This is a genomic window from Phytobacter sp. MRY16-398, from assembly GCF_003925915.1.
In the GTDB taxonomy this organism is placed as follows: domain Bacteria; phylum Pseudomonadota; class Gammaproteobacteria; order Enterobacterales; family Enterobacteriaceae; genus Phytobacter; species Phytobacter diazotrophicus.
The window spans coordinates 4177248-4197508 of sequence record NZ_AP018756.1 but is presented as its reverse complement, the minus strand read 5'-3'; the positions used below and the strand labels follow the sequence as shown (position 1 = coordinate 4197508).

Below are 20261 nucleotides of genomic sequence, written 5' to 3'. Positions count from 1 at the left end.
AAATACTCCGCAAATCAGCGTAAAGAGAGGTATTCCGCCACCGGACCCAGGGCCAGTGCAGGAATAAAGGTCAGGGCACCAACGAGCAGTACGGTACCGATCAGCAGGCCGATAAACAGCGCGCCGTGCGTCGGAAGCGTCCCGGTACTGGCGGGCTGGATTTTCTTGTTGACCAGCGACCCGGCAATTGCCATGACCGGCACAATGATGCCGAAGCGACCAATAAACATGCAGAACGCCAGCAGGCAGTTCCAGAACGGCGTATTCGCGCTCAGGCCAGCAAAGGCACTGCCGTTGTTATTCGCAGCAGAGGAGACGGCATACAGCACTTCGCTAAAACCGTGGATACCCGGGTTGAGCATGCCGCTGCGTCCCGCCTCGGTCATCATTGCCAGCGCGGTGCCAATCAACACAAGGGCAGGGGTGACGAGGATCGCCAGCGCGGTCATTTTCATTTCGCGCACATCGATCTTTTTGCCGAGGTATTCCGGGGTACGGCCAATCATCAGCCCGGCAATAAACACCGCCAGCAATACAAACAACAACATGCCGTACAAGCCGGAGCCCACGCCGCCAAATACCACCTCGCCGATTTGCATCAGCCACATGGGCACCATCCCGCCCAGCGCGGTAAAGGAGTCATGCATGGCGTTAACGGCACCGCAGGAGGCGGATGTGGTGATGACCGCAAAAAGGCTACTGGCAAGAATGCCGAAGCGGCTCTCTTTCCCTTCCATATTGATGGCGCTATCACCGCCTAATGTCAGGAAGTGCGGATTACCCTGCCATTCGGCCCACATGACCACGGCAACGCAAATGACGAAGATTATCGACATCGCCCACAAAATGGCGTGTCCCTGGCGGCGATCGCTGACAGCATCACCAAAGGCGAAGCACAGCGCCGCCGGGATTAAAAAGATTGCCAGCATCTGCAGGAAGTTGGTTAACGCCGTAGGGTTTTCAAACGGGTGCGAGGAGTTGGCATTAAAGAAGCCGCCGCCATTGGTTCCCAGCATTTTAATGGCTTCCTGCGAGGCAACAGGCCCCATCGGTAATAGCTGTTTTGCCCCTTCAATGGAGGTAAAAGGCTGATAGGGCAGAACGTTTTGCAGAGCGCCTTGTTGAATAAAGATCAGCGCAAGGACCAACGACAGTGGCAGCAGCACCCACAGGGTAATGCGGGTTAAATCGACCCAGGCATTTCCGAGCGTCGTCACGCTATGGCGAGAAAATGCGCGGATCAGGGCGAAAATGACCGCAATACCGGTAGCGGCGGAGAGGAAGTTTTGTACCGTGAGCCCCACCATCTGGCTGAAATAACTCAGAGTGGTTTCACCCGAATAGGATTGCCAGTTGGTGTTGGTCACGAAACTCACGGCGGTGTTCAGCGCCAGATGCCATGACAAGCCAGGGAACTGTTGCGGGTTAAAAGGCAGGATGCCCTGCAACATCAGCATGACGAACAACAGTACCAGCCCGAAAATGTTGAGCCACAATATTGCCATCAGATACTGGAACCAGCCCATTTCGCGGGAATCAATCCCCATCATCCGCCATAGACCGGTTTCCAGAGTGGATACGCCAGGAAGGGAAGCGCCGACGATCATCTTCGCCAGTAACGTCCCGAGCGGGCGAGCAAGAATAAACAGGACCAGTAAAAAGCTGGCAATCAGTAAAAACGCCTGGGCTGCCATCAGAAAGCCTCCGCGTTAATCAGGGCATAGACCAGATAGCCCAACAACAGGAAAACCAGCACGATGCCGGTTACGACGCCTGCACTCACAATCCACCTCCAGGTGTTTTAGGGATTGCAGTGAGGGTAGGATTTTGTGTGCAAAGATTTCGCAAAAATCAGCCGGGCGGGTATAAAAAAAATATAAAAATGGATAAAACCATATTTTAACTAATGGTTAGTATTAATTTAACTTTTATGTAACTTAATTACGGCGTGAATGTAAATAACGCCAGAAATGGCAAAAAAAAGTGGTCGGATGAGTAGTAAAATTACAAACAAAACGGTACTATTTTAACCAGATTCAGATGCGCCCCACAGGATCCGTCAAGGATCTCTGTCATGGGGGAACATTTTTCCGGTGAATGTTACCGGCCAACAAAGGGGAGAGAATTATGACCGTATATAAAACATTTCCAGTTCATATCGTCCTGATGCGTCGCATTTTCGCCGTGCTGGCTGGCGTACTGGCATTGCCGGTAATGATGTTCTGGAAAGACCGCGCACGTTTTTACAGCTATCTGCATCGCGTCTGGGCTAAAACCAGCGATAAACCGGTTTGGATGGCTCAGGCCGAAAAAGTGACCTGCGATTTTTATTGATCAATTGATTACACTCAGCAATAAAAAAACCGCTACGTTTTTGACGTAGCGGTTTTTTTTTATCTTTACAGGAGCCGCAACCCATCGGTGAAAGTCGTGAATCCTGTGCAGGGCGATGCATGTTCATTCGTCAGATTATGTGCGTCATCCTGCTGGCGCGTTACATTCACCCGCTACACTTAACCCACGCTGTTGTTTTGAGGCGTAAGCTCTGCTTGCACTCGCAACCTTCCTTTAACACACTATCGACATTTTCTGACGGATATCTGTTACCTGGAGAGTTATGACCACCCATCTGGTCTGGTTTCGCGCGGATTTGCGCGTACATGATAATTATGCCCTCGCTGCCGCCTGCAGTCATCGCGACGCCAGTGTCAAAGCCCTGTTTATTGCCACGCCGGGACAGTGGAAAAAACATGCGATGGCCCCACGGCAGGCTGCATTTCTCGCCACTCACCTCAACGCGCTCCAGCAGGCACTGGCGGAGAGAGGCATTCCGTTAATTTACCGGGAAGTAGACGATTTTGCCGCCAGTGTTGATACTGTGGCGGCGGTGTGCGCTGAAGAAAAGGTCAGCCATCTTTTCTATAACTACCAGTACGAAGTGAACGAACGCCAGCGTGACGCGGCGGTGGAAAAGGCGCTTGTCGATGTCGCCTGCCAGGGATTTGATGACAGCGTAATGCTGGCGCCAGGCAGCGTTGTGACCGGCAATCATGAAATGTACAAAGTCTTTACACCCTATAAAAACGCCTTTTTGCGGCGGCTGAAAGATGAGCTACCCGCATGCGTTGGCGCACCAGATGTACGGACGGGGGGCGCATTAGACGGGCCGCTTGCGACATTGACGTTTGATTATCCGCAAGAAGAATTTGATTCAACCCTGTTTGCGGTGGATGAAAAAACGGCAATTCAACGCCTGCGCGCTTTTTGCCAGCAGCACGCCGCCGCTTACGAGCAACAGCGGGATTTTCCTGCAATTGAAGGCACCAGCCGCCTTTCTGCCTGCCTAGCGTTAGGGGTTCTTTCGCCGCGACAATGTTTGCATCGTCTGCTGGCCGAGCAGCCCGATGCCTTGAACGGCGGCGCTGGATCCGTATGGTTAAACGAGCTGATCTGGCGGGAGTTTTATCGCCATTTGATGACTTATCATCCTGATTTATGTAAGCATCGTCCTTTCATTTCGTGGACGGATAAGGTGCAATGGAAAGACCATCCGGAGCAGCTTCGCGCCTGGGAGGAGGGGAGAACGGGTTATCCGATTGTGGATGCGGCCATGCGCCAGTTGAAGAGCACTGGCTGGATGCATAACCGCTTGCGGATGATCGTTGCCAGCTTTCTGGTCAAAGATCTCTTGCTCGACTGGCGTTTGGGCGAGCGTTATTTTATGACGCAACTTGTCGATGGTGACCTGGCTGCGAATAACGGCGGCTGGCAGTGGGCGGCGTCGACAGGGACAGATGCCGCACCTTATTTCCGTATTTTTAACCCTACGACTCAGGGGGAACGGTTTGATAGCGATGGCGAATTTATTCGGCGGTGGATCCCTGAACTTGCTGCTGTGCCGGGTAAGGCGATTCACGATCCCTGGACATGGGCGGATAAAAGAGGCATTTCTCTGAATTATCCGCGCCCGATAGTGGAACACAAACAGGCACGGGCTGCGACGCTTGCGGCCTATGAAGCCGCCCGTAAACCGTAAAGAGAGTGACGATGAAAAATACCGAACTGGAAAAACTGATCAACGAAAAACTCAACAGTGCGGCGTTCAGCGATTACGGTCCGAATGGCCTACAGGTTGAGGGACGCGAAACCGTCAAAAAAATCATCACCGGTGTAACGGCAAGCCAGGCATTGCTTGATGAAGCGGTACGCCAGGAAGCCGACGCGGTGATTGTGCACCATGGTTATTTCTGGAAAAACGAACCGGCGATCATTCGTGGCATGAAGCGCAATCGCCTGAAAACGCTGCTGGCGAATGATATCAACCTCTACGGCTGGCATCTGCCGCTGGATGCGCACCCGGAGCTGGGCAATAACGTCCAGTTGGCCTCGCTGCTGGGGATCACGGTGATGGGCACCGTTGACGGTGATGCGCTGCTGCCGTGGGGCGAACTGGCAATGCCGGTACCGGGGCTGGAACTGGCATCCTGGATTGAAGCGCGTCTTGGGCGCAGGCCACTGTGGAGCGGTGATACCGGGCCCGAGCTGATTAAGCGCGTCGCCTGGTGCACCGGCGGTGGTCAAGGCTTTATCGATAACGCTGCCCGTTTTGGCGTTGACGCGTTTATTACCGGAGAAGTCTCTGAGCAAACTATTCACTCGGCGCGTGAGCAGAACCTGCATTTTTACGCGGCAGGTCATCATGCCACCGAGCGCGGCGGTATTCGTGCACTGAGCGAATGGCTGACGGAGAATACCGATCTGGACGTGACATTTATTGATATTCCGAATCCGGCATAAGGAGCGGGACAGTGCAGAGAGCACGTTGTTATCTGTTAGGTGAAACGGCGGTGGTGCTGGAGCTGGAGCCTCCCGTCACATTGGCGACGCAAAAACGTATCTGGCGCTTAACGCAGCGTCTGGCGGATGTGCCCGATGTGGTTGAAGCTATTCCTGGAATGAATAACATCACTGTGGTATTGCGCGATCCGCAAACCCTGGCGCTGGATGCCATTGAGCGTTTACAGCGCTGGTGGGAAGAGAGCGAAGCGCTGGAGCCTGAATCGCGCATAATCGATATCCCGGTCATTTATGGCGGCGAAGCCGGGCCGGATCTGCCTGATGTGGCGCGCCATACCGGGCTGACGCAGAAACAGGTCGTTGAGTTGCACTCTTCCATTGATTATGTGGTGTGGTTTTTAGGATTCCAGCCGGGCTTCCCGTATCTGGGCGGTCTGCCCGAAAACCTCGCCACGCCGCGTCGCGCCGAACCTCGCGTGCGTGTGCCTGTCGGATCTGTTGCCATTGGCGGGGCGCAAACGGGGATCTATCCGCTCGAAACGCCGGGCGGCTGGAACCTGATTGGCCGCACCGAACTGCCGCTGTTTAACCCGTCGCTTTCAGAACCTGTATTGCTTCGCCCCGGTGACACACTGCGGTTTATCCCGCGTAAGGAGGGCATATGCTAAAAATTCTTCGTGCGGGTATCTACACCACAATCCAGGCAGGTAAACGTGTGGGGCTGCGGCAATCCGGCGTCAGCTATTGTGGCGCGCTGGATGGCCCGGCGCTGCACATCGCCAACGCGCTGGTCGGTAACGACGGCGATGCCCCAGGCCTTGAGATAACGCTCGGCCAGTGTGAAGTGCAGTTTAACGAAGCGACGTGGTTTGCGCTGACGGGCGCGGGGTGTGAAGCCAAACTTGACGGCAAAGCTGTCTGGACGGGCTGGCGCTACCCGGTCCAGGCTGGGCAAAAGCTGGTACTGAAACGGCCGCAGCACGGCATGCGCAGTTATCTGGCCGTGGCCGGTGGACTGAACGTGCCGGAAGTCCTGGGCTCCTGCAGTACGGATTTAAAAACCGGGCTAGGTGGGCTGGAAGGCCGTTTGCTGCGTGATGGCGACGAAATCCCGTTGCGGGCTGTTACGCAGAACTTTAAGGGGCCACAAGGGGTGAAGCAGTTGCTTTGGGGCAACCGCATTCGCGCACTGCCAGGCCCGGAGTATCGGGAGTTTGATCAGCACTCGCAGGAGGCCTTCTGGCGCGTGCCATGGCATCTCGACCCGCAAAGTAACCGTATGGGATACCGTTTGCAGGGCCATAAGTTAATACGTGCCACCGATCGCGAGCTGGTGTCGCACGGGCTGTTACCCGGCGTGGTACAGGTGCCGCCGAATGGGCAACCCATCGTGTTAATGAATGATGCTCAGACAACGGGTGGTTACCCGCGGATCGCCTGCATTATCGAGGCCGACATGTACCATCTGGCGCAGATCCCTCTTGGGCATCCTATCCATTTTGTCCCCTGTACACTGGAAGAGGCGCTGGCAGCGCGCCAGGATCAGCAACGTTACCTGGAACAACTGTCGTGGCGGCTGCGTAATGAAAATTGATTTAAACGCCGATCTGGGGGAAGGGTGCGGCAATGATGCCGCGCTCCTGAAACTGGTCTCCTCAGCGAATATCGCCTGTGGCTTTCATGCGGGCGATGCGCAAACCATGCGCGAATGTGTGCAGGAGGCGTTGAAAAATGGCGTGGCGGTGGGGGCACACCCGAGCTTCCCTGACCGGGAGAATTTTGGCCGCACGGCGATGCAATTACCCCCACAGACCGTCTACGCGCAGACGCTTTACCAGTGCGGCGCACTGGCGGCGATTGTGCGTGCCGAAGGGGGGCGTATGGTTCATGTCAAACCGCACGGCATGCTGTATAACCAGGCCGCCGTCGATCCCATGCTGGCGGAAGCTATCGCCCGCGCGGTGCGCGACTGTGACCCGGCGTTGATTCTGGTCGGTCTTGCGGGCAGTGAGCTTATTCGCGCCGCAAAACACCTTCAACTTACCACGCGCGAGGAAGTGTTTGCCGATCGCGGTTATCTGGACGATGGCACGCTGGTGCCACGTTCACAGCCGGGGGCACTGATTACCGATGACGAGGCCGCGCTGACGCAAACGCTGGGGATGGTCTTATCCGGTAATGTTAAAAGCATCAACGGGCGTGATGTTGCGCTGCGTGCGCAAACCGTCTGCCTGCATGGCGACGGTGAACATGCGCTGGCATTTGCCCGTCGCCTGCGTGAAGCATTCGATCGGTCTGGTATTGTCGTGAGCGCAGAAAATTAAAAGGATGTTGTAATGCCAGAAGGTCCTGAAATTCGCCGTGCAGCAGACAGTCTTGAAGCGGCCATCAAAGGTAAACCGCTCACGGATGTCTGGTTTGCCTTTCCCCATCTTCACTCTTTCGCGCCGACACTGGTTGGCGAGTGCGTTGAACGCATTGAAACCCGGGGTAAAGCGTTGCTGACCCACTTTTCCAATGGCATGACGATGTACAGCCACAACCAGTTGTACGGCGTCTGGCGGGTGGTTGAAGTGGGAGAGGTGACAGAAACCAACCGCGTGCTGCGTGTACGGCTGGCGGCGAAAGACAAAGCCATTTTGCTCTATAGCGCCTCTGACATCGAGATACTGACCGCCGACGAACTGGCTGTTCATCCTTTTTTACAGCGCGTAGGACCGGATGTGCTGGATATGTCACTGACCGTCGAACAGGTCAAATCGCGGTTATTATCTCCCCGGTTTTGTCGTCGCCAGTTTTCCGGTTTGCTGCTTGATCAGGCGTTTCTCGCCGGACTGGGGAACTACTTGCGCGTGGAAATCCTGTGGCATGCCGCCCTTGCGCCGCAGCATAAAGCGATTGATCTCAATGAAGCCCAGCTCGACACGCTGGCCCAGGCGCTGCTCGACATTCCGCGCCTTTCCTACCAGACGCGCGGCAGGGTGGATGAAAACCACCATCACGGGGCGCTATTTCGCTTTAACGTTTTTCACCGGGCCGGGCAGGTCTGCGAGCGCTGCAGGGGGATAATCGAAAAATCGACGCTCTCTTCGCGTCCGTTTTATGGGTGTCCGGGGTGTCAGAAGTAATTCTGCTTAGCCGGGCCACTGGTTTTGGCGTTAATTCTTTGCCGCCAGACGGCAGCCAATAAAAAACCCGCCGCAGCGGGTTTTTTACTATCAGCAGCTTAGTGCTTTTCGAGATCGGTTTTGAAATCGCGTTTTTCATAACCGGTGTATAGCTGACGCGGACGGGCAATTTTAATGCCGTCATCGTGCATTTCGTTCCAGTGTGCAATCCAGCCCACGGTACGCGCCATCGCGAAGATAACGGTAAACATGGAAGACGGAATGCCCATCGCTTTAAGGATGATACCGGAGTAGAAGTCCACGTTCGGGTACAGCTTACGCTCGATGAAGTACGGGTCGTTGAGCGCGATATGCTCAAGTTCCATTGCCACTTCCAGCAGATCGTCTTTGGTACCCAGCTCACGCAATACTTCATGGCAGGTTTCACGCATAACGGTCGCGCGCGGGTCATAGTTCTTGTAGACACGGTGACCGAAGCCCATCAGACGGAACGAATCGTTCTTATCTTTGGCGCGACGCAGGAATTCCGGAATGTGTTTAACGGTGCTGATCTCTTCGAGCATTTTCAGCGCGGCTTCGTTCGCGCCGCCGTGCGCCGGCCCCCACAGGGAAGCAATACCCGCGGCGATACAGGCAAACGGGTTCGCACCCGAGGAGCCTGCGGTACGGACGGTGGAAGTCGAGGCGTTCTGCTCATGGTCAGCGTGCAGGATCAGGATGCGGTCCATTGCACGTTCCAGCACCGGGTTCACTTCATAGCTTTCGCACGGAGTGGCGAACATCATATGCAGGAAGTTACCAGCGTAGGAGAGGTCGTTACGCGGATAAACGAAAGGCTGACCGATAGAATATTTGTAACACATCGCTGCCACAGTCGGCATTTTGGACAGCAGGCGGAAGGCTGCAATCTCACGGTGACGCGGATTGTTCACATCCAGAGAGTCATGGTAGAACGCCGCCAGCGCGCCGGTGACGCCGCACAGAACCGCCATCGGATGAGAGTCACGACGGAAGCCATGGAACAGACGGGTAATCTGCTCGTGAATCATTGTGTGTCGAGTGACGGTGAGTTTGAACTCATCGTATTGCTCTTGCGTCGGTTTTTCGCCGTACAGCAGGATATAGCAGACTTCGAGATAGTTGGAATCGGTGGCCAGTTGGTCGATCGGGAAACCACGATGCAACAGGATACCTTCGTCGCCATCAATGAAGGTGATTTTGGATTCGCATGATGCGGTAGAGGTGAAACCTGGGTCAAAAGTGAATACACCTTTTGAACCGAGACTACGGATATCAATAACATCCTGACCGAGCGTGCCCTTTAGCACATCCAGTTCAATAGCAGCGTCACCATTATAGGTGATGTTTGCTTTTTTATCAGCCATTTACGGTCTCCTTAGCGCCTTATTGCTTAAGACTACCTGTTACCGGATTTGCATTCAAACTGCCTTTTAACGCTACCAGATTATTATTTGGCTCGCTGCTCTGATGAGAGGAAAAACCAGGGTACAGAGCGATGGGCGCTAGCAGGTACACATTGAAAGTACAGTCAAAACAGCAACAAATCAGGTTCTTAGCAGTCGGATTTTGTCAAACCTGCTATCACTAATAACTGTCCTGATTAATTCGGTCAACTTCATCACACTGTTGCATAACTTATTTGCAGGTGAAAGATAGACCCCATAACTTTTGCGAATTATATCTCTCTTCTGATGAAGTTTGTAACAAGAATGTTTAACTTTTGTCAAATCAGATGATTAAATTTTAAAATAATGTTGTTATCGTGACCATGATCACTGTTCAGCATAAAACCCGACAAACTATATGTAGGATAATTGTAATGATTTTGTGAACGACCTATACTGCCGCCAGGTCTCCGGAATACCCTGCAATCCCGAGCCACCCAGCGTTGTAACCTGTCGTTTCGCATCTGGAAGCTGAAATTTTGCATTACGCGCAGTTATAGAAAAGGACGCTGTCTGACCCGCAAGCAGACCGGAGGAAGGAAACTATAAGAACAGCATGTGGGCGTTATTCATGATAAAAAATGTGAAAAAACAAAGACCTGTTAATCTGGATCTCGCAACGATCCGGTTTCCTGTTACGGCAATAGCGTCCATTCTTCACCGCGTTTCCGGCGTCATCACCTTTGTGGCGGTCGGTATCCTGCTGTGGTTACTGGGCCTGTCGCTGTCATCCGAAGAAGGCTTCCAGTCTGCCTCCGCTATTATGAGTGGTTTTTTTGTTAAATTCATTTTGTGGGGCATTCTGACTGCACTGGCTTACCATGCGGTTGGCGGTATTCGCCACATGCTGATGGATTTTGGCTGGCTGGAAGAAACTTTTGAGGCAGGAAAACGTTCCGCCAACGTGTCATTTGCAATTACTGTCGTGCTTTCACTTCTCGCAGGAGTCCTCGTATGGTAAGCAACGCCTCCGCATTAGGACGCAACGGCGTACATGACTTCATTCTGGTCCGTGCTACCGCAATCGTCCTGACGCTCTATATCATCTATATGGTCGGTTTTTTCGCTATCACTGGCGATATTACCTGGCAAGTCTGGACAGGCTTCTTCTCATCCGCCTTCACGAAAGTCTTCACCCTGCTGGCACTGTTCTCCATTTTGATTCATGCCTGGATTGGCATGTGGCAGGTGTTGACCGACTACGTTAAACCGCTGGCTGTGCGCCTGATTCTGCAACTGGCTATTGTCGTTGCACTCGCGGCTTACGTTATTTATGGATTCGTTGTGGTGTGGGGTGTGTGATGAAACTGCCAGTCAGAGAATTTGATGCTGTCGTTATTGGCGCAGGCGGCGCAGGTATGCGCGCGGCGTTACAAATTTCCCAAAGCGGCCAGACCTGTGCGCTGCTTTCTAAAGTTTTTCCAACCCGTTCTCACACTGTATCCGCTCAGGGCGGCATTACGGTAGCGCTGGGCAATACCCACGAAGATAACTGGGAATGGCACATGTACGATACGGTAAAAGGTTCCGATTACATCGGCGACCAGGATGCCATTGAATATATGTGTAAAACCGGTCCGGAAGCCATTCTGGAACTGGAACATATGGGCCTGCCGTTTTCGCGTCTCGATGACGGCCGCATCTACCAGCGTCCGTTCGGCGGTCAGTCAAAAAATTTCGGTGGCGAGCAGGCTGCACGTACCGCAGCGGCGGCTGACCGTACCGGGCACGCGTTATTACATACGCTTTATCAGCAAAACCTTAAAAACCACACTACTATTTTTTCCGAGTGGTACGCGCTGGATCTGGTGAAAAACCAGGATGGTGCAGTCGTCGGTTGTACCGCGCTGTGCATTGAAACCGGTGAAGTGGTTTACTTCAAAGCCCGTGCGACCGTACTGGCAACGGGCGGCGCGGGTCGTATTTACCAGTCCACCACCAACGCGCACATCAATACCGGCGACGGTGTCGGGATGGCGCTGCGTGCCGGTGTGCCGGTGCAGGATATGGAAATGTGGCAGTTCCACCCGACCGGTATCGCCGGGGCGGGGGTGCTGGTCACCGAAGGTTGCCGCGGTGAAGGCGGCTATCTCTTAAACAAACATGGTGAGCGTTTCATGGAGCGCTATGCGCCGAACGCAAAAGACCTGGCGGGTCGTGATGTGGTGGCACGTTCCATCATGATCGAAATCCGTGAAGGTCGTGGCTGTGACGGTCCGTGGGGACCACACGCCAAACTGAAACTCGACCACCTCGGTAAAGAGGTGCTGGAGTCGCGTTTGCCTGGCATTCTGGAGCTGTCCCGTACTTTTGCGCACGTCGATCCTGTAAAAGAGCCGATCCCGGTGATCCCAACTTGTCACTATATGATGGGCGGGATCCCGACCAAAGTGACCGGTCAGGCGCTGACGGTGAACGCACAGGGCGAAGATGTGGTGATCCCAGGCCTGTTCGCAGTGGGCGAAATTGCCTGCGTATCGGTGCACGGTGCCAACCGTCTGGGCGGCAACTCCCTGCTTGACCTTGTGGTCTTTGGTCGTGCGGCAGGTCTGCATCTGCAAGAGTCTATCGCTGAGCAGGGCGTACTGCGCGATGCGAGTGAATCTGACATTGAAGGTTCGCTGGAGCGTCTCAACCGTTGGAACAACAACCGTTCAGGTGAAGATCCGGTGACCATTCGTAAAGCGTTGCAGGAATGTATGCAACATAACTTCTCGGTCTTCCGTGAAGGCGACGCGATGGCGAAAGGTCTTGAGCAACTGAAAGTCATTCGCGAACGCCTGAAAAATGCCCGTCTGGATGACACCTCCAGTGAATTTAACACCCAGCGTGTTGAGTGCCTGGAGCTGGATAACCTGATGGAAACCGCGTACGCGACGGCGGTATCTGCCAACTTCCGTACCGAGAGCCGTGGCGCGCATAGCCGCTTCGACTTCCCGGAGCGTGATGATGAAAACTGGCTGTGCCATTCCCTGTATCTGCCAGAGACGGAATCCATGACGCGCCGTAGCGTCAACATGGAACCGAAACTGCGTCCGGCTTTCCCGCCGAAGATTCGTACTTACTAATGCGGAGACAGGAAAATGAAATTCGAGTTTTCAATTTATCGCTATAACCCGGATGTTGACGACGCTCCGCGCATGCAGGATTACACCCTGGAAGGGGAAGAAGGTCGTGACATGATGCTGCTCGATGCGTTGATGCAGCTAAAAGAAAAAGACCCGAGTCTCTCTTTCCGTCGCTCCTGTCGCGAAGGGGTATGCGGTTCAGACGGCCTCAACATGAACGGGAAAAACGGTCTGGCGTGTATTACGCCGCTGTCGGCGCTGGGCAACGGTAAGCAGAAGATTGTGATTCGCCCACTGCCGGGGCTGCCGGTAATCCGTGATTTGGTTGTGGACATGGGACAATTCTATGCCCAATATGAGAAGATTAAGCCTTACTTATTGAATAATGGGCAAAATCCACCTGCGCGTGAGCATCTGCAGATGCCCGAACAGCGTGAAAAACTCGATGGGCTGTACGAATGTATCCTTTGTGCATGCTGCTCCACGTCCTGTCCGTCGTTCTGGTGGAATCCGGATAAGTTTATCGGCCCAGCCGGTCTGCTGGCCGCGTATCGCTTCCTGATTGACAGTCGTGATACCGAGACCGATAACCGCCTGGAAGGGCTGAGTGATGCTTTCAGCGTATTCCGCTGCCATAGCATTATGAACTGCGTCAGTGTCTGTCCGAAGGGACTGAACCCGACGCGCGCCATCGGTCATATTAAGTCGATGTTGTTGCAACGTAGTGCGTAATTCAGAGGGGCGCTTTTCCCCTCACCCTAACCCTCTCCCCTAAGGGGAGAGGGAATAGATTGCAGGAGACCTTTAAAAACTGCCGCACGTTCTTCCCCCTCTCCCTCCGGGAGAGGGCAGGGGTGAGGGAAAATATTCAGACAGTTTTTAAAGGTTCCTTCGCGGGCCAACAAAGAGAAGAGCTCGCAAGTGAACCCCGGGACGTGTGCGCCCTGCCGCGCGCGTTGTAGTTATCCACGGCGAAGTAAGCATAACAATGCTTAAGGGATCACGATGCAGAACAGCGCTTTGAAAGCCTGGCTGGACTCTTCTTACCTCTCTGGTTCGAACCAGAGCTGGATAGAACAGCTCTATGAAGACTTCTTAACCGATCCTGACTCGGTAGATGCGACATGGCGTTCCATGTTTGAAGAGTTACCAGGCACCGGAGTGAAACCGGATCAATTCCATTCCAAAACACGTGATTATTTCCGTCGTCTGGCGAAGGATGCCTCACGTTACTCTTCCTCCATTTCTGACCCTGACACCAATGCGAAGCAGGTAAAAGTCCTGCAGCTCATTAACGCTTATCGTTTCCGCGGTCACCAGCAGGCCAATCTCGATCCGCTGGGACTATGGCAACAAGAGCGCGTCGCAGACCTCGACCCGTCATTCCATGACCTGACCGAGGCAGACTTCCAGGAGACGTTCAACGTAGGTTCTTTTGCCATCGGCAAAGACACGATGCAGCTTGGCGATTTGATCGCAGCCCTGAAACAAACCTACTGCGGCTCTATCGGTGCTGAATATATGCACATTACCAGCACCGAAGAAAAACGCTGGATCCAACAGCGTATTGAATCCGTTGCTGGCAAAGCCTCCTTTACCGCTGATGAGAAAAAACGTTTCCTCAGCGAACTGACGGCGGCAGAAGGGATGGAGCGTTATCTGGGCGCGAAATTCCCCGGCGCGAAACGCTTCTCGCTGGAAGGCGGCGATGCACTGGTGCCGATGCTCAAAGAGATGATTCGCCATGCCGGTAAAAGCGGCACGCGCGAAGTGGTGCTGGGTATGGCGCACCGCGGTCGTCTGAACGTGCTCATTAACGTGCTGGGTAAAAAACCGCAGGATCTGTTTGACGAATTTGCGGGTAAACATAAAGAGCACCTCGGTACGGGTGACGTGAAATACCATATGGGTTTCTCGTCCGATATCGAAACCGAGGGGGGGCTTGTGCACCTGGCGCTGGCGTTTAACCCGTCGCACCTTGAAATCGTCAGCCCGGTAGTAATGGGGTCCGTGCGTGCACGTCTTGACCGCCTGGATGAGCCGAGCAGCAACAAAGTTCTGCCGATCACGATTCACGGTGACGCTGCCGTTACAGGTCAGGGCGTGGTTCAGGAAACCCTGAACATGTCTAAAGCGCGTGGTTATGAAGTGGGCGGTACCGTGCGTATCGTTATCAACAACCAGGTGGGCTTCACCACCTCCAACCCGCTTGATGCGCGCTCCACGCCATACTGTACCGATATCGGTAAAATGGTGCAGGCGCCGATTTTCCACGTTAACGCGGATGACCCGGAAGCCGTCGCTTTCGTTACCCGTGTGGCGCTGGACTTCCGCAATACCTTCAAACGCGATGTGTTCATCGACCTGGTCTGCTATCGCCGTCATGGCCATAACGAAGCCGACGAGCCGAGCGCAACTCAGCCGCTGATGTACCAGAAAATCAAAAAGCATCCGACCCCGCGCAAAATCTATGCTGACAAGCTGGAGCATGACGGTGTTGCGACGTTGGAAGACGCGACCGAACTGGTGAACCTCTACCGTGACGCACTGGATGCCGGCGAGTGTGTCGTGAAAGAGTGGCGTCCGATGAACATGCACTCTTTTACCTGGTCGCCGTACCTCAACCACGAATGGGATGAGAGCTACCCGAACAAGGTCGAAATGAAGCGCCTGCAGGAACTGGCCAAACGCATCAGTACGGTGCCGGAATCCATCGAAATGCAGGCCCGCGTTGCAAAAATTTACAACGACCGTCAGGCAATGGCGTCGGGCGAGAAACTGTTCGACTGGGGCGGCGCGGAAAACCTGGCCTATGCGACTCTGGTTGACGAAGGCATCTCCGTCCGTCTGTCCGGTGAAGATTCTGGTCGCGGCACGTTCTTCCATCGTCACGCGGTTATCCATAATCAGGCCAACGGTTCAACCTATACGCCGCTGCATCACGTCCACAATAGCCAGGGGCCGTTCAAAGTCTGGGACTCCGTTCTGTCTGAGGAAGCGGTTCTGGCGTTTGAGTACGGTTACGCCACCGCAGAGCCGCGTACCCTGACCATCTGGGAAGCGCAGTTCGGTGACTTTGCCAACGGCGCTCAGGTGGTTATCGACCAGTTCATCAGTTCCGGCGAGCAGAAATGGGGCCGTATGTGTGGTCTGGTGATGCTGCTGCCGCACGGTTACGAAGGCCAGGGTCCGGAGCACTCCTCCGCGCGTCTGGAGCGTTATCTGCAGTTGTGCGCTGAACAAAACATGCAGGTCTGTGTACCGTCAACCCCGGCACAGGTTTACCACATGCTGCGTCGTCAGGCGCTGCGCGGGATGCGCCGTCCGCTGGTTGTCATGTCGCCGAAATCGCTGCTGCGCCACCCGCTGGCGGTCTCCAGTCTCGATGAACTGGCGAATGGCACCTTTATGCCCGCGATCGGTGAGATAGACGCCCTTGATCCGAAAGGGGTTAAGCGCGTCGTTCTGTGTTCTGGTAAGGTTTATTATGACCTGCTTGAACAGCGTCGTAAGAACGATCAGAAAGACGTCGCCATTGTCAGGATTGAGCAGTTGTATCCGTTCCCGCACCAGTCGGTGCAGGAAGCGCTGAAACCATATGCGCATGTACAGGATTTTGTCTGGTGCCAGGAAGAGCCGCTCAACCAGGGCGCATGGTACTGCAGCCAGCATCATCTGCGAGAAGTGATTCCGTTTGGGGCAGCCCTGCAATATGCAGGTCGCCCGGCCTCCGCTTCGCCAGCGGTAGGATATCTGTCCGTTCACCAGAAACAGCAACAAGCTCTGGTCAATGACGCGCTGAACGTCGATTAATTAAAGGATAAATAATGAGTAGCGTAGATATTCTTGTACCCGACCTGCCTGAGTCCGTTGCTGACGCGACCGTTGCGACCTGGCACAAAAAACCGGGCGATACCGTCCAACGCGATGAAGTGTTGGTAGAAATCGAAACTGACAAAGTGGTACTGGAAGTACCGGCATCGGCAGACGGCATTCTGGACGCAGTGCTGGAAGATGAAGGCACTACCGTAACGTCACGCCAGATTCTGGGCCGCCTGCGCGAAGGTAACAGCGCAGGTAAAGAGAGCAGCGCAAAATCTGACGCCAAAGAGTCTACCCCGGCTCAGCGCCAGCAGGCGTCTCTCGAAGAGCAAAACAACGACGCGCTCAGCCCGGCTATTCGTCGCCTGCTGGCCGAGCATAATCTTGAAGCCAGCGCCATTAAAGGCACCGGCGTCGGTGGCCGTCTGACTCGCGAAGATATTGAAAAACATCTGGCGAAAGCACCGGCGAAAAAAGAAGAAAGTAAACCTGCCGCGCCGGCTGCAGCACCTGCTGCACCGCAACTGGCGGGCCGCTCTGAAAAACGCGTGCCGATGACCCGTCTGCGTAAACGTGTAGCGGAGCGTCTGCTGGAAGCGAAGAACTCCACCGCCATGCTCACTACTTTTAACGAAGTGAACATGAAGCCGATTATGGATCTGCGTAAGCAGTACGGCGATGCCTTTGAAAAACGTCATGGCATCCGCCTGGGCTTTATGTCCTTCTACGTAAAAGCGGTGGTGGAAGCGCTGAAACGCTACCCGGAAGTGAACGCCTCTATCGATGGTGACGATGTGGTGTACCACAACTATTTCGATGTCAGCATGGCGGTCTCTACGCCGCGTGGCCTGGTAACCCCGGTTCTGCGTGATGTGGATACCCTGGGCATGGCCGATATCGAAAAACGCATTAAAGATCTGGCGGTGAAAGGGCGTGACGGCAAACTGACCGTTGAAGACCTGACCGGTGGTAACTTCACCATTACCAATGGCGGTGTGTTTGGTTCGCTGATGTCTACGCCAATCATCAACCCACCGCAGAGCGCCATTCTGGGTATGCATGCCATTAAAGACCGCCCGATGGCTGTAGATGGCAAAGTTGAAATTCTGCCCATGATGTATCTGGCGCTCTCTTATGATCACCGCCTGATTGACGGCCGCGAATCCGTTGGCTTCCTGGTGGCGATTAAAGAGCTGCTGGAAGATCCGACACGTCTGCTGCTGGACGTGTAGTGTCCTTTGCCCGGCGGCGTAATGCTGCCGGGTTACAAAAACGAACACCTGCATTGTAAGCCGGATGTGCGCAGCGCCGTCCGGCGTAACAAGTCTAATGAAGGATGGATAGAACACATGAACTTACATGAATATCAGGCAAAACAGCTTTTTGCCCGTTACGGTTTGCCTGCTCCTGTAGGCTATGCGTGCACGACGCCGCGTGAAGCGGAAGAGGCTGCGTCCAAAATCGGCGCGGGTCCGTGGGTAGTGAAGTGCCAGGTACACGCAGGTGGCCGTGGTAAAGCGGGCGGTGTAAAAGTTGTTAACAGCAAAGAAGATATTCGCGCGTTCGCGGAAAACTGGCTTGGCAAACGTCTGGTGACCTATCAAACAGACGCCAATGGTCAGCCGGTCAACCAGATCCTGGTTGAAGCAGCGACTGACATCGGCAAAGAGCTGTATCTGGGCGCTGTTGTTGATCGTAGCTCCCGTCGCGTTGTGTTCATGGCGTCTACCGAAGGCGGCGTAGAAATCGAGAAAGTGGCGGAAGAAACCCCGCACCTTATCCACAAAATCGCCCTTGACCCGCTGGCCGGCCCCATGCCGTACCAGGGGCGCGAGCTGGCGTTCAAACTGGGCCTGGAAGGCAAGCAGGTTCAGCAGTTCACCAAAATCTTTATGGGCCTGGCGACCATTTTCCTGGAGCGCGACCTGGCGCTTATCGAAATTAACCCGCTGGTCATCACTAAACAGGGCGACCTGATCTGCCTCGATGGCAAACTGGGCGCTGACGGCAACGCACTGTTCCGTCAATCCGAACTGCGCGAAATGCGCGACCAGTCTCAGGAAGACCCGCGCGAAGCGCAGGCAGCACACTGGGAACTGAACTACGTTGCGCTGGAAGGCAATATTGGTTGCATGGTTAACGGCGCAGGCCTGGCGATGGGGACGATGGACATCGTTAAGCTGCACGGCGGCGAACCGGCAAACTTCCTCGACGTGGGTGGTGGCGCGACCAAAGAGCGCGTAACCGAAGCGTTCAAAATCATTCTGTCTGACGAAAACGTGAAGGCCGTTCTGGTTAACATCTTCGGCGGTATCGTTCGCTGTGACCTGATTGCCGACGGCATCATCGGCGCGGTAGAAGAAGTGGGTGTTAACGTACCGGTTGTCGTTCGTCTGGAAGGTAACAACGCGGAGCTGGGCGCGAAGCGTCTGGCTGACAGCGGCCTGAATATTATTGCAGCGAAAAGTCTGACGGATGCAGCGCAGCAGGTCGTTGCCGCAGTGGAGGGGAAATAATGTCCGTTTTAATTGATAAAAACACCAAAGTTATCTGCCAGGGTTTCACCGGAAGCCAGGGTACTTTCCACTCCGAACAAGCGATTGCTTACGGTACGCAAATGGTCGGCGGCGTTACGCCAGGCAAAGGCGGCACCACCCATTTGGGCCTGCCGGTGTTTAACACCGTGCGTGAAGCGGTAGAAGCGACGGGCGCAACCGCGTCTGTTATCTATGTTCCAGCGCCGTTCTGCAAAGACTCCATTCTGGAAGCGATTGACGCAGGCATTAAGCTGATTATCACCATCACCGAAGGTATCCCGACGCTGGATATGCTGACTGTGAAAGTGAAACTCGACGAAGCGGGCGTGCGCATGATTGGGCCGAACTGCCCTGGCGTTATCACCCCAGGCGAATGCAAAATCGGCATCATGCCGGGCCACATTCACCAGCCAGGCAAAGTGGGCATCGTCTCCCGTTCTGGTACGCTTACCTATGAAGCGGTTAAGCAGACCACCGACTACGGCTTCGGCCAGTCCACCTGTGTGGGTATCGGCGGTGACCCGATCCCGGGCTCTAACTTCATCGATATCCTGAAACTGTTCCAGGAAGATCCGCAGACCGAAGCGATCGTCATGATCGGTGAAATCGGCGGTAGCGCGGAAGAAGAAGCGGCGGCTTATATCAAAGATCACGTGACCAAACCGGTTGTTGGTTATATCGCTGGTGTGACCGCGCCGAAAGGCAAACGTATGGGTCACGCGGGTGCAATCATCGCAGGGGGTAAAGGGACAGCGGATGAGAAATTCGCCGCTCTGGAAGCCGCTGGCGTGAAAACAGTTCGCAGCCTGGCCGATATCGGCGAAGCGCTGAAAGCGATTATCAAATAAGACTCAATGCCCCTCGTTGAAAGGGGCTGTAATATGTTCGACATGGTTGGCCGCTCCGAAAAGAGCGGCCTTTTTTATGCGCCGATTTTACGCACGCGGGTGTTTTCACCGGTCAATCTTTGGCCGTCAGGCGCGACCGGGGCCATCGGAGGGATGGCCTCACCGGTGCGTGTATCCACCAGCAACGAATGCGGTTCGCCCGGGGCAAACAGATGGCCTTCGCCCCACTGACGTAGTGCGACGATAACCGGAAAGAGTGATTGCCCTTTTTGCGTCAGCACATACTCCTGATACGCCGTGCCGTCAGACGCAGGCTGGGTGGCGAAAATACCCGCCTCGACCAGCTTACGCAGACGGTCGGTGAGAATATTGCGCGCCATCCCCAGGCCACGCTGAAAATCGCCAAAACGCCGCACGCCGTCGAACGCGTCGCGCACGATAAGCAGCGCCCAGCGATCGCCGATAATATCGACTGACCGGGCGACCGGGCAGGGCTGGTAAGCGGGGGAGCGTTCAGATGTCATGGCCGGGCCTCGTGAAAAACTTTCAAGTTGCATTTTAAAACTGGTTTATTTACGCTTCAACTAGTTTTCTT

At 54.6% G+C, this 20261-nt stretch carries 20 protein-coding genes; 15 read left to right on the top strand and 5 right to left on the bottom strand.

What is annotated here, in order from left to right; all coding sequences use genetic code 11:
• Positions 1-14: 14 nt before the first annotated feature.
• A complete protein-coding gene (gene kdpA, locus MRY16398_RS20660; protein ID WP_108701794.1) occupies positions 15-1694 on the bottom strand; it encodes a potassium-transporting ATPase subunit KdpA in 1680 nt (559 codons plus the stop codon).
• Entirely contained in the window at positions 1694-1783 is a 90-nt protein-coding gene (gene kdpF / locus MRY16398_RS20655; RefSeq protein ID WP_041852093.1) for a K(+)-transporting ATPase subunit F, read from the bottom strand. Before kdpF ends, kdpA begins: the two co-directional genes overlap by 1 nt.
• Before the next feature lie 344 nt (positions 1784-2127).
• Between kdpF and MRY16398_RS20650 the strand changes: the two genes are divergently transcribed.
• The 7 genes from MRY16398_RS20650 (at position 2128) to nei (ending at position 7925) form a co-directional block, all read left to right on the top strand.
• Positions 2128-2334, top strand: coding sequence for a YbfA family protein (locus tag MRY16398_RS20650; RefSeq protein ID WP_041852092.1), 207 nt, complete (start codon positions 2128-2130; stop codon positions 2332-2334).
• Between the two features lie 283 nt (positions 2335-2617).
• Positions 2618-4036 carry a deoxyribodipyrimidine photo-lyase gene (gene phrB / locus MRY16398_RS20645; RefSeq protein ID WP_125125096.1) on the top strand — a complete coding sequence of 473 codons (1419 nt, stop codon included), beginning with the start codon at positions 2618-2620 and terminating at the stop codon, positions 4034-4036.
• 11 nt (positions 4037-4047) lie between these two features.
• Entirely contained in the window at positions 4048-4797 is a 750-nt protein-coding gene (locus MRY16398_RS20640) for a type 2 GTP cyclohydrolase I (RefSeq protein WP_079498361.1), read from the top strand.
• Positions 4798-4808: 11 nt separating this feature from the next.
• Positions 4809-5465 carry a 5-oxoprolinase subunit PxpB gene (gene pxpB / locus MRY16398_RS20635; protein ID WP_041852088.1) on the top strand — a complete coding sequence of 219 codons (657 nt, stop codon included), beginning with the start codon at positions 4809-4811 and terminating at the stop codon, positions 5463-5465.
• Positions 5459-6391: a 5-oxoprolinase subunit PxpC gene (gene pxpC / locus MRY16398_RS20630; protein ID WP_041852087.1), complete on the top strand. Its 933-nt coding sequence runs from the start codon at positions 5459-5461 to the stop codon at positions 6389-6391. The genes pxpB and pxpC overlap by 7 nt, the downstream gene beginning before the upstream one ends.
• Positions 6381-7121: a 5-oxoprolinase subunit PxpA gene (gene pxpA / locus MRY16398_RS20625; protein WP_125125095.1), complete on the top strand. Its 741-nt coding sequence runs from the start codon at positions 6381-6383 to the stop codon at positions 7119-7121. Before pxpC ends, pxpA begins: the two co-directional genes overlap by 11 nt.
• 12 nt (positions 7122-7133) lie before the next feature.
• Entirely contained in the window at positions 7134-7925 is a 792-nt protein-coding gene (gene nei, locus MRY16398_RS20620) for an endonuclease VIII (protein ID WP_125125094.1), read from the top strand.
• Positions 7926-8023: 98 nt separating this feature from the next.
• Here the strand turns inward: nei and MRY16398_RS20615 are convergent, their stop codons facing one another.
• Both MRY16398_RS20615 and MRY16398_RS31460 read right to left on the bottom strand, forming a co-directional pair.
• Entirely contained in the window at positions 8024-9310 is a 1287-nt protein-coding gene (locus MRY16398_RS20615) for a citrate synthase (RefSeq protein WP_041852084.1), read from the bottom strand.
• Between the two features lie 180 nt (positions 9311-9490).
• Positions 9491-9673, bottom strand: coding sequence for a hypothetical protein (locus MRY16398_RS31460; RefSeq protein ID WP_075203577.1), 183 nt, complete (start codon positions 9671-9673; stop codon positions 9491-9493).
• Between the two features lie 274 nt (positions 9674-9947).
• On the opposite strand from MRY16398_RS31460, the gene sdhC reads away from it, so the two are divergent.
• The 8 genes from sdhC to sucD all read left to right on the top strand — a co-directional run bounded on the left by sdhC (position 9948) and on the right by sucD (position 19666).
• Entirely contained in the window at positions 9948-10352 is a 405-nt protein-coding gene (gene sdhC, locus MRY16398_RS20605) for a succinate dehydrogenase cytochrome b556 subunit (RefSeq protein ID WP_047371241.1), read from the top strand.
• Entirely contained in the window at positions 10346-10693 is a 348-nt protein-coding gene (gene sdhD / locus MRY16398_RS20600) for a succinate dehydrogenase membrane anchor subunit (RefSeq protein WP_041852082.1), read from the top strand. Before sdhC ends, sdhD begins: the two co-directional genes overlap by 7 nt.
• Complete coding sequence (gene sdhA, locus MRY16398_RS20595) at positions 10693-12459, top strand: succinate dehydrogenase flavoprotein subunit (protein ID WP_041852081.1); 1767 nt, start codon at positions 10693-10695, stop codon at positions 12457-12459. Before sdhD ends, sdhA begins: the two co-directional genes overlap by 1 nt.
• Before the next feature lie 15 nt (positions 12460-12474).
• Complete coding sequence (gene sdhB / locus MRY16398_RS20590) at positions 12475-13191, top strand: succinate dehydrogenase iron-sulfur subunit SdhB (protein WP_041852080.1); 717 nt, start codon at positions 12475-12477, stop codon at positions 13189-13191.
• 273 nt (positions 13192-13464) lie between these two features.
• Positions 13465-16272, top strand: coding sequence for a 2-oxoglutarate dehydrogenase E1 component (sucA, locus tag MRY16398_RS20585; protein ID WP_041852079.1), 2808 nt, complete (start codon positions 13465-13467; stop codon positions 16270-16272).
• Positions 16273-16286: 14 nt separating this feature from the next.
• On the top strand, positions 16287-17513 hold the full coding sequence (odhB, locus tag MRY16398_RS20580; RefSeq protein ID WP_041852078.1) for a 2-oxoglutarate dehydrogenase complex dihydrolipoyllysine-residue succinyltransferase: 1227 nt from the start codon (positions 16287-16289) through the stop codon (positions 17511-17513).
• A 117-nt stretch (positions 17514-17630) separates the two neighbouring features.
• Positions 17631-18797 carry an ADP-forming succinate--CoA ligase subunit beta gene (sucC, locus tag MRY16398_RS20575; RefSeq protein ID WP_041852113.1) on the top strand — a complete coding sequence of 389 codons (1167 nt, stop codon included), beginning with the start codon at positions 17631-17633 and terminating at the stop codon, positions 18795-18797.
• Positions 18797-19666, top strand: coding sequence for a succinate--CoA ligase subunit alpha (sucD, locus tag MRY16398_RS20570; protein WP_041852077.1), 870 nt, complete (start codon positions 18797-18799; stop codon positions 19664-19666). The genes sucC and sucD overlap by 1 nt, the downstream gene beginning before the upstream one ends.
• A 74-nt stretch (positions 19667-19740) precedes the next feature.
• Here sucD and MRY16398_RS20565 read toward each other — a convergent pair whose 3' ends face one another.
• Positions 19741-20190 carry a winged helix-turn-helix transcriptional regulator gene (locus MRY16398_RS20565; RefSeq protein ID WP_041852076.1) on the bottom strand — a complete coding sequence of 150 codons (450 nt, stop codon included), beginning with the start codon at positions 20188-20190 and terminating at the stop codon, positions 19741-19743.
• Positions 20191-20261: the final 71 nt, after the last annotated feature.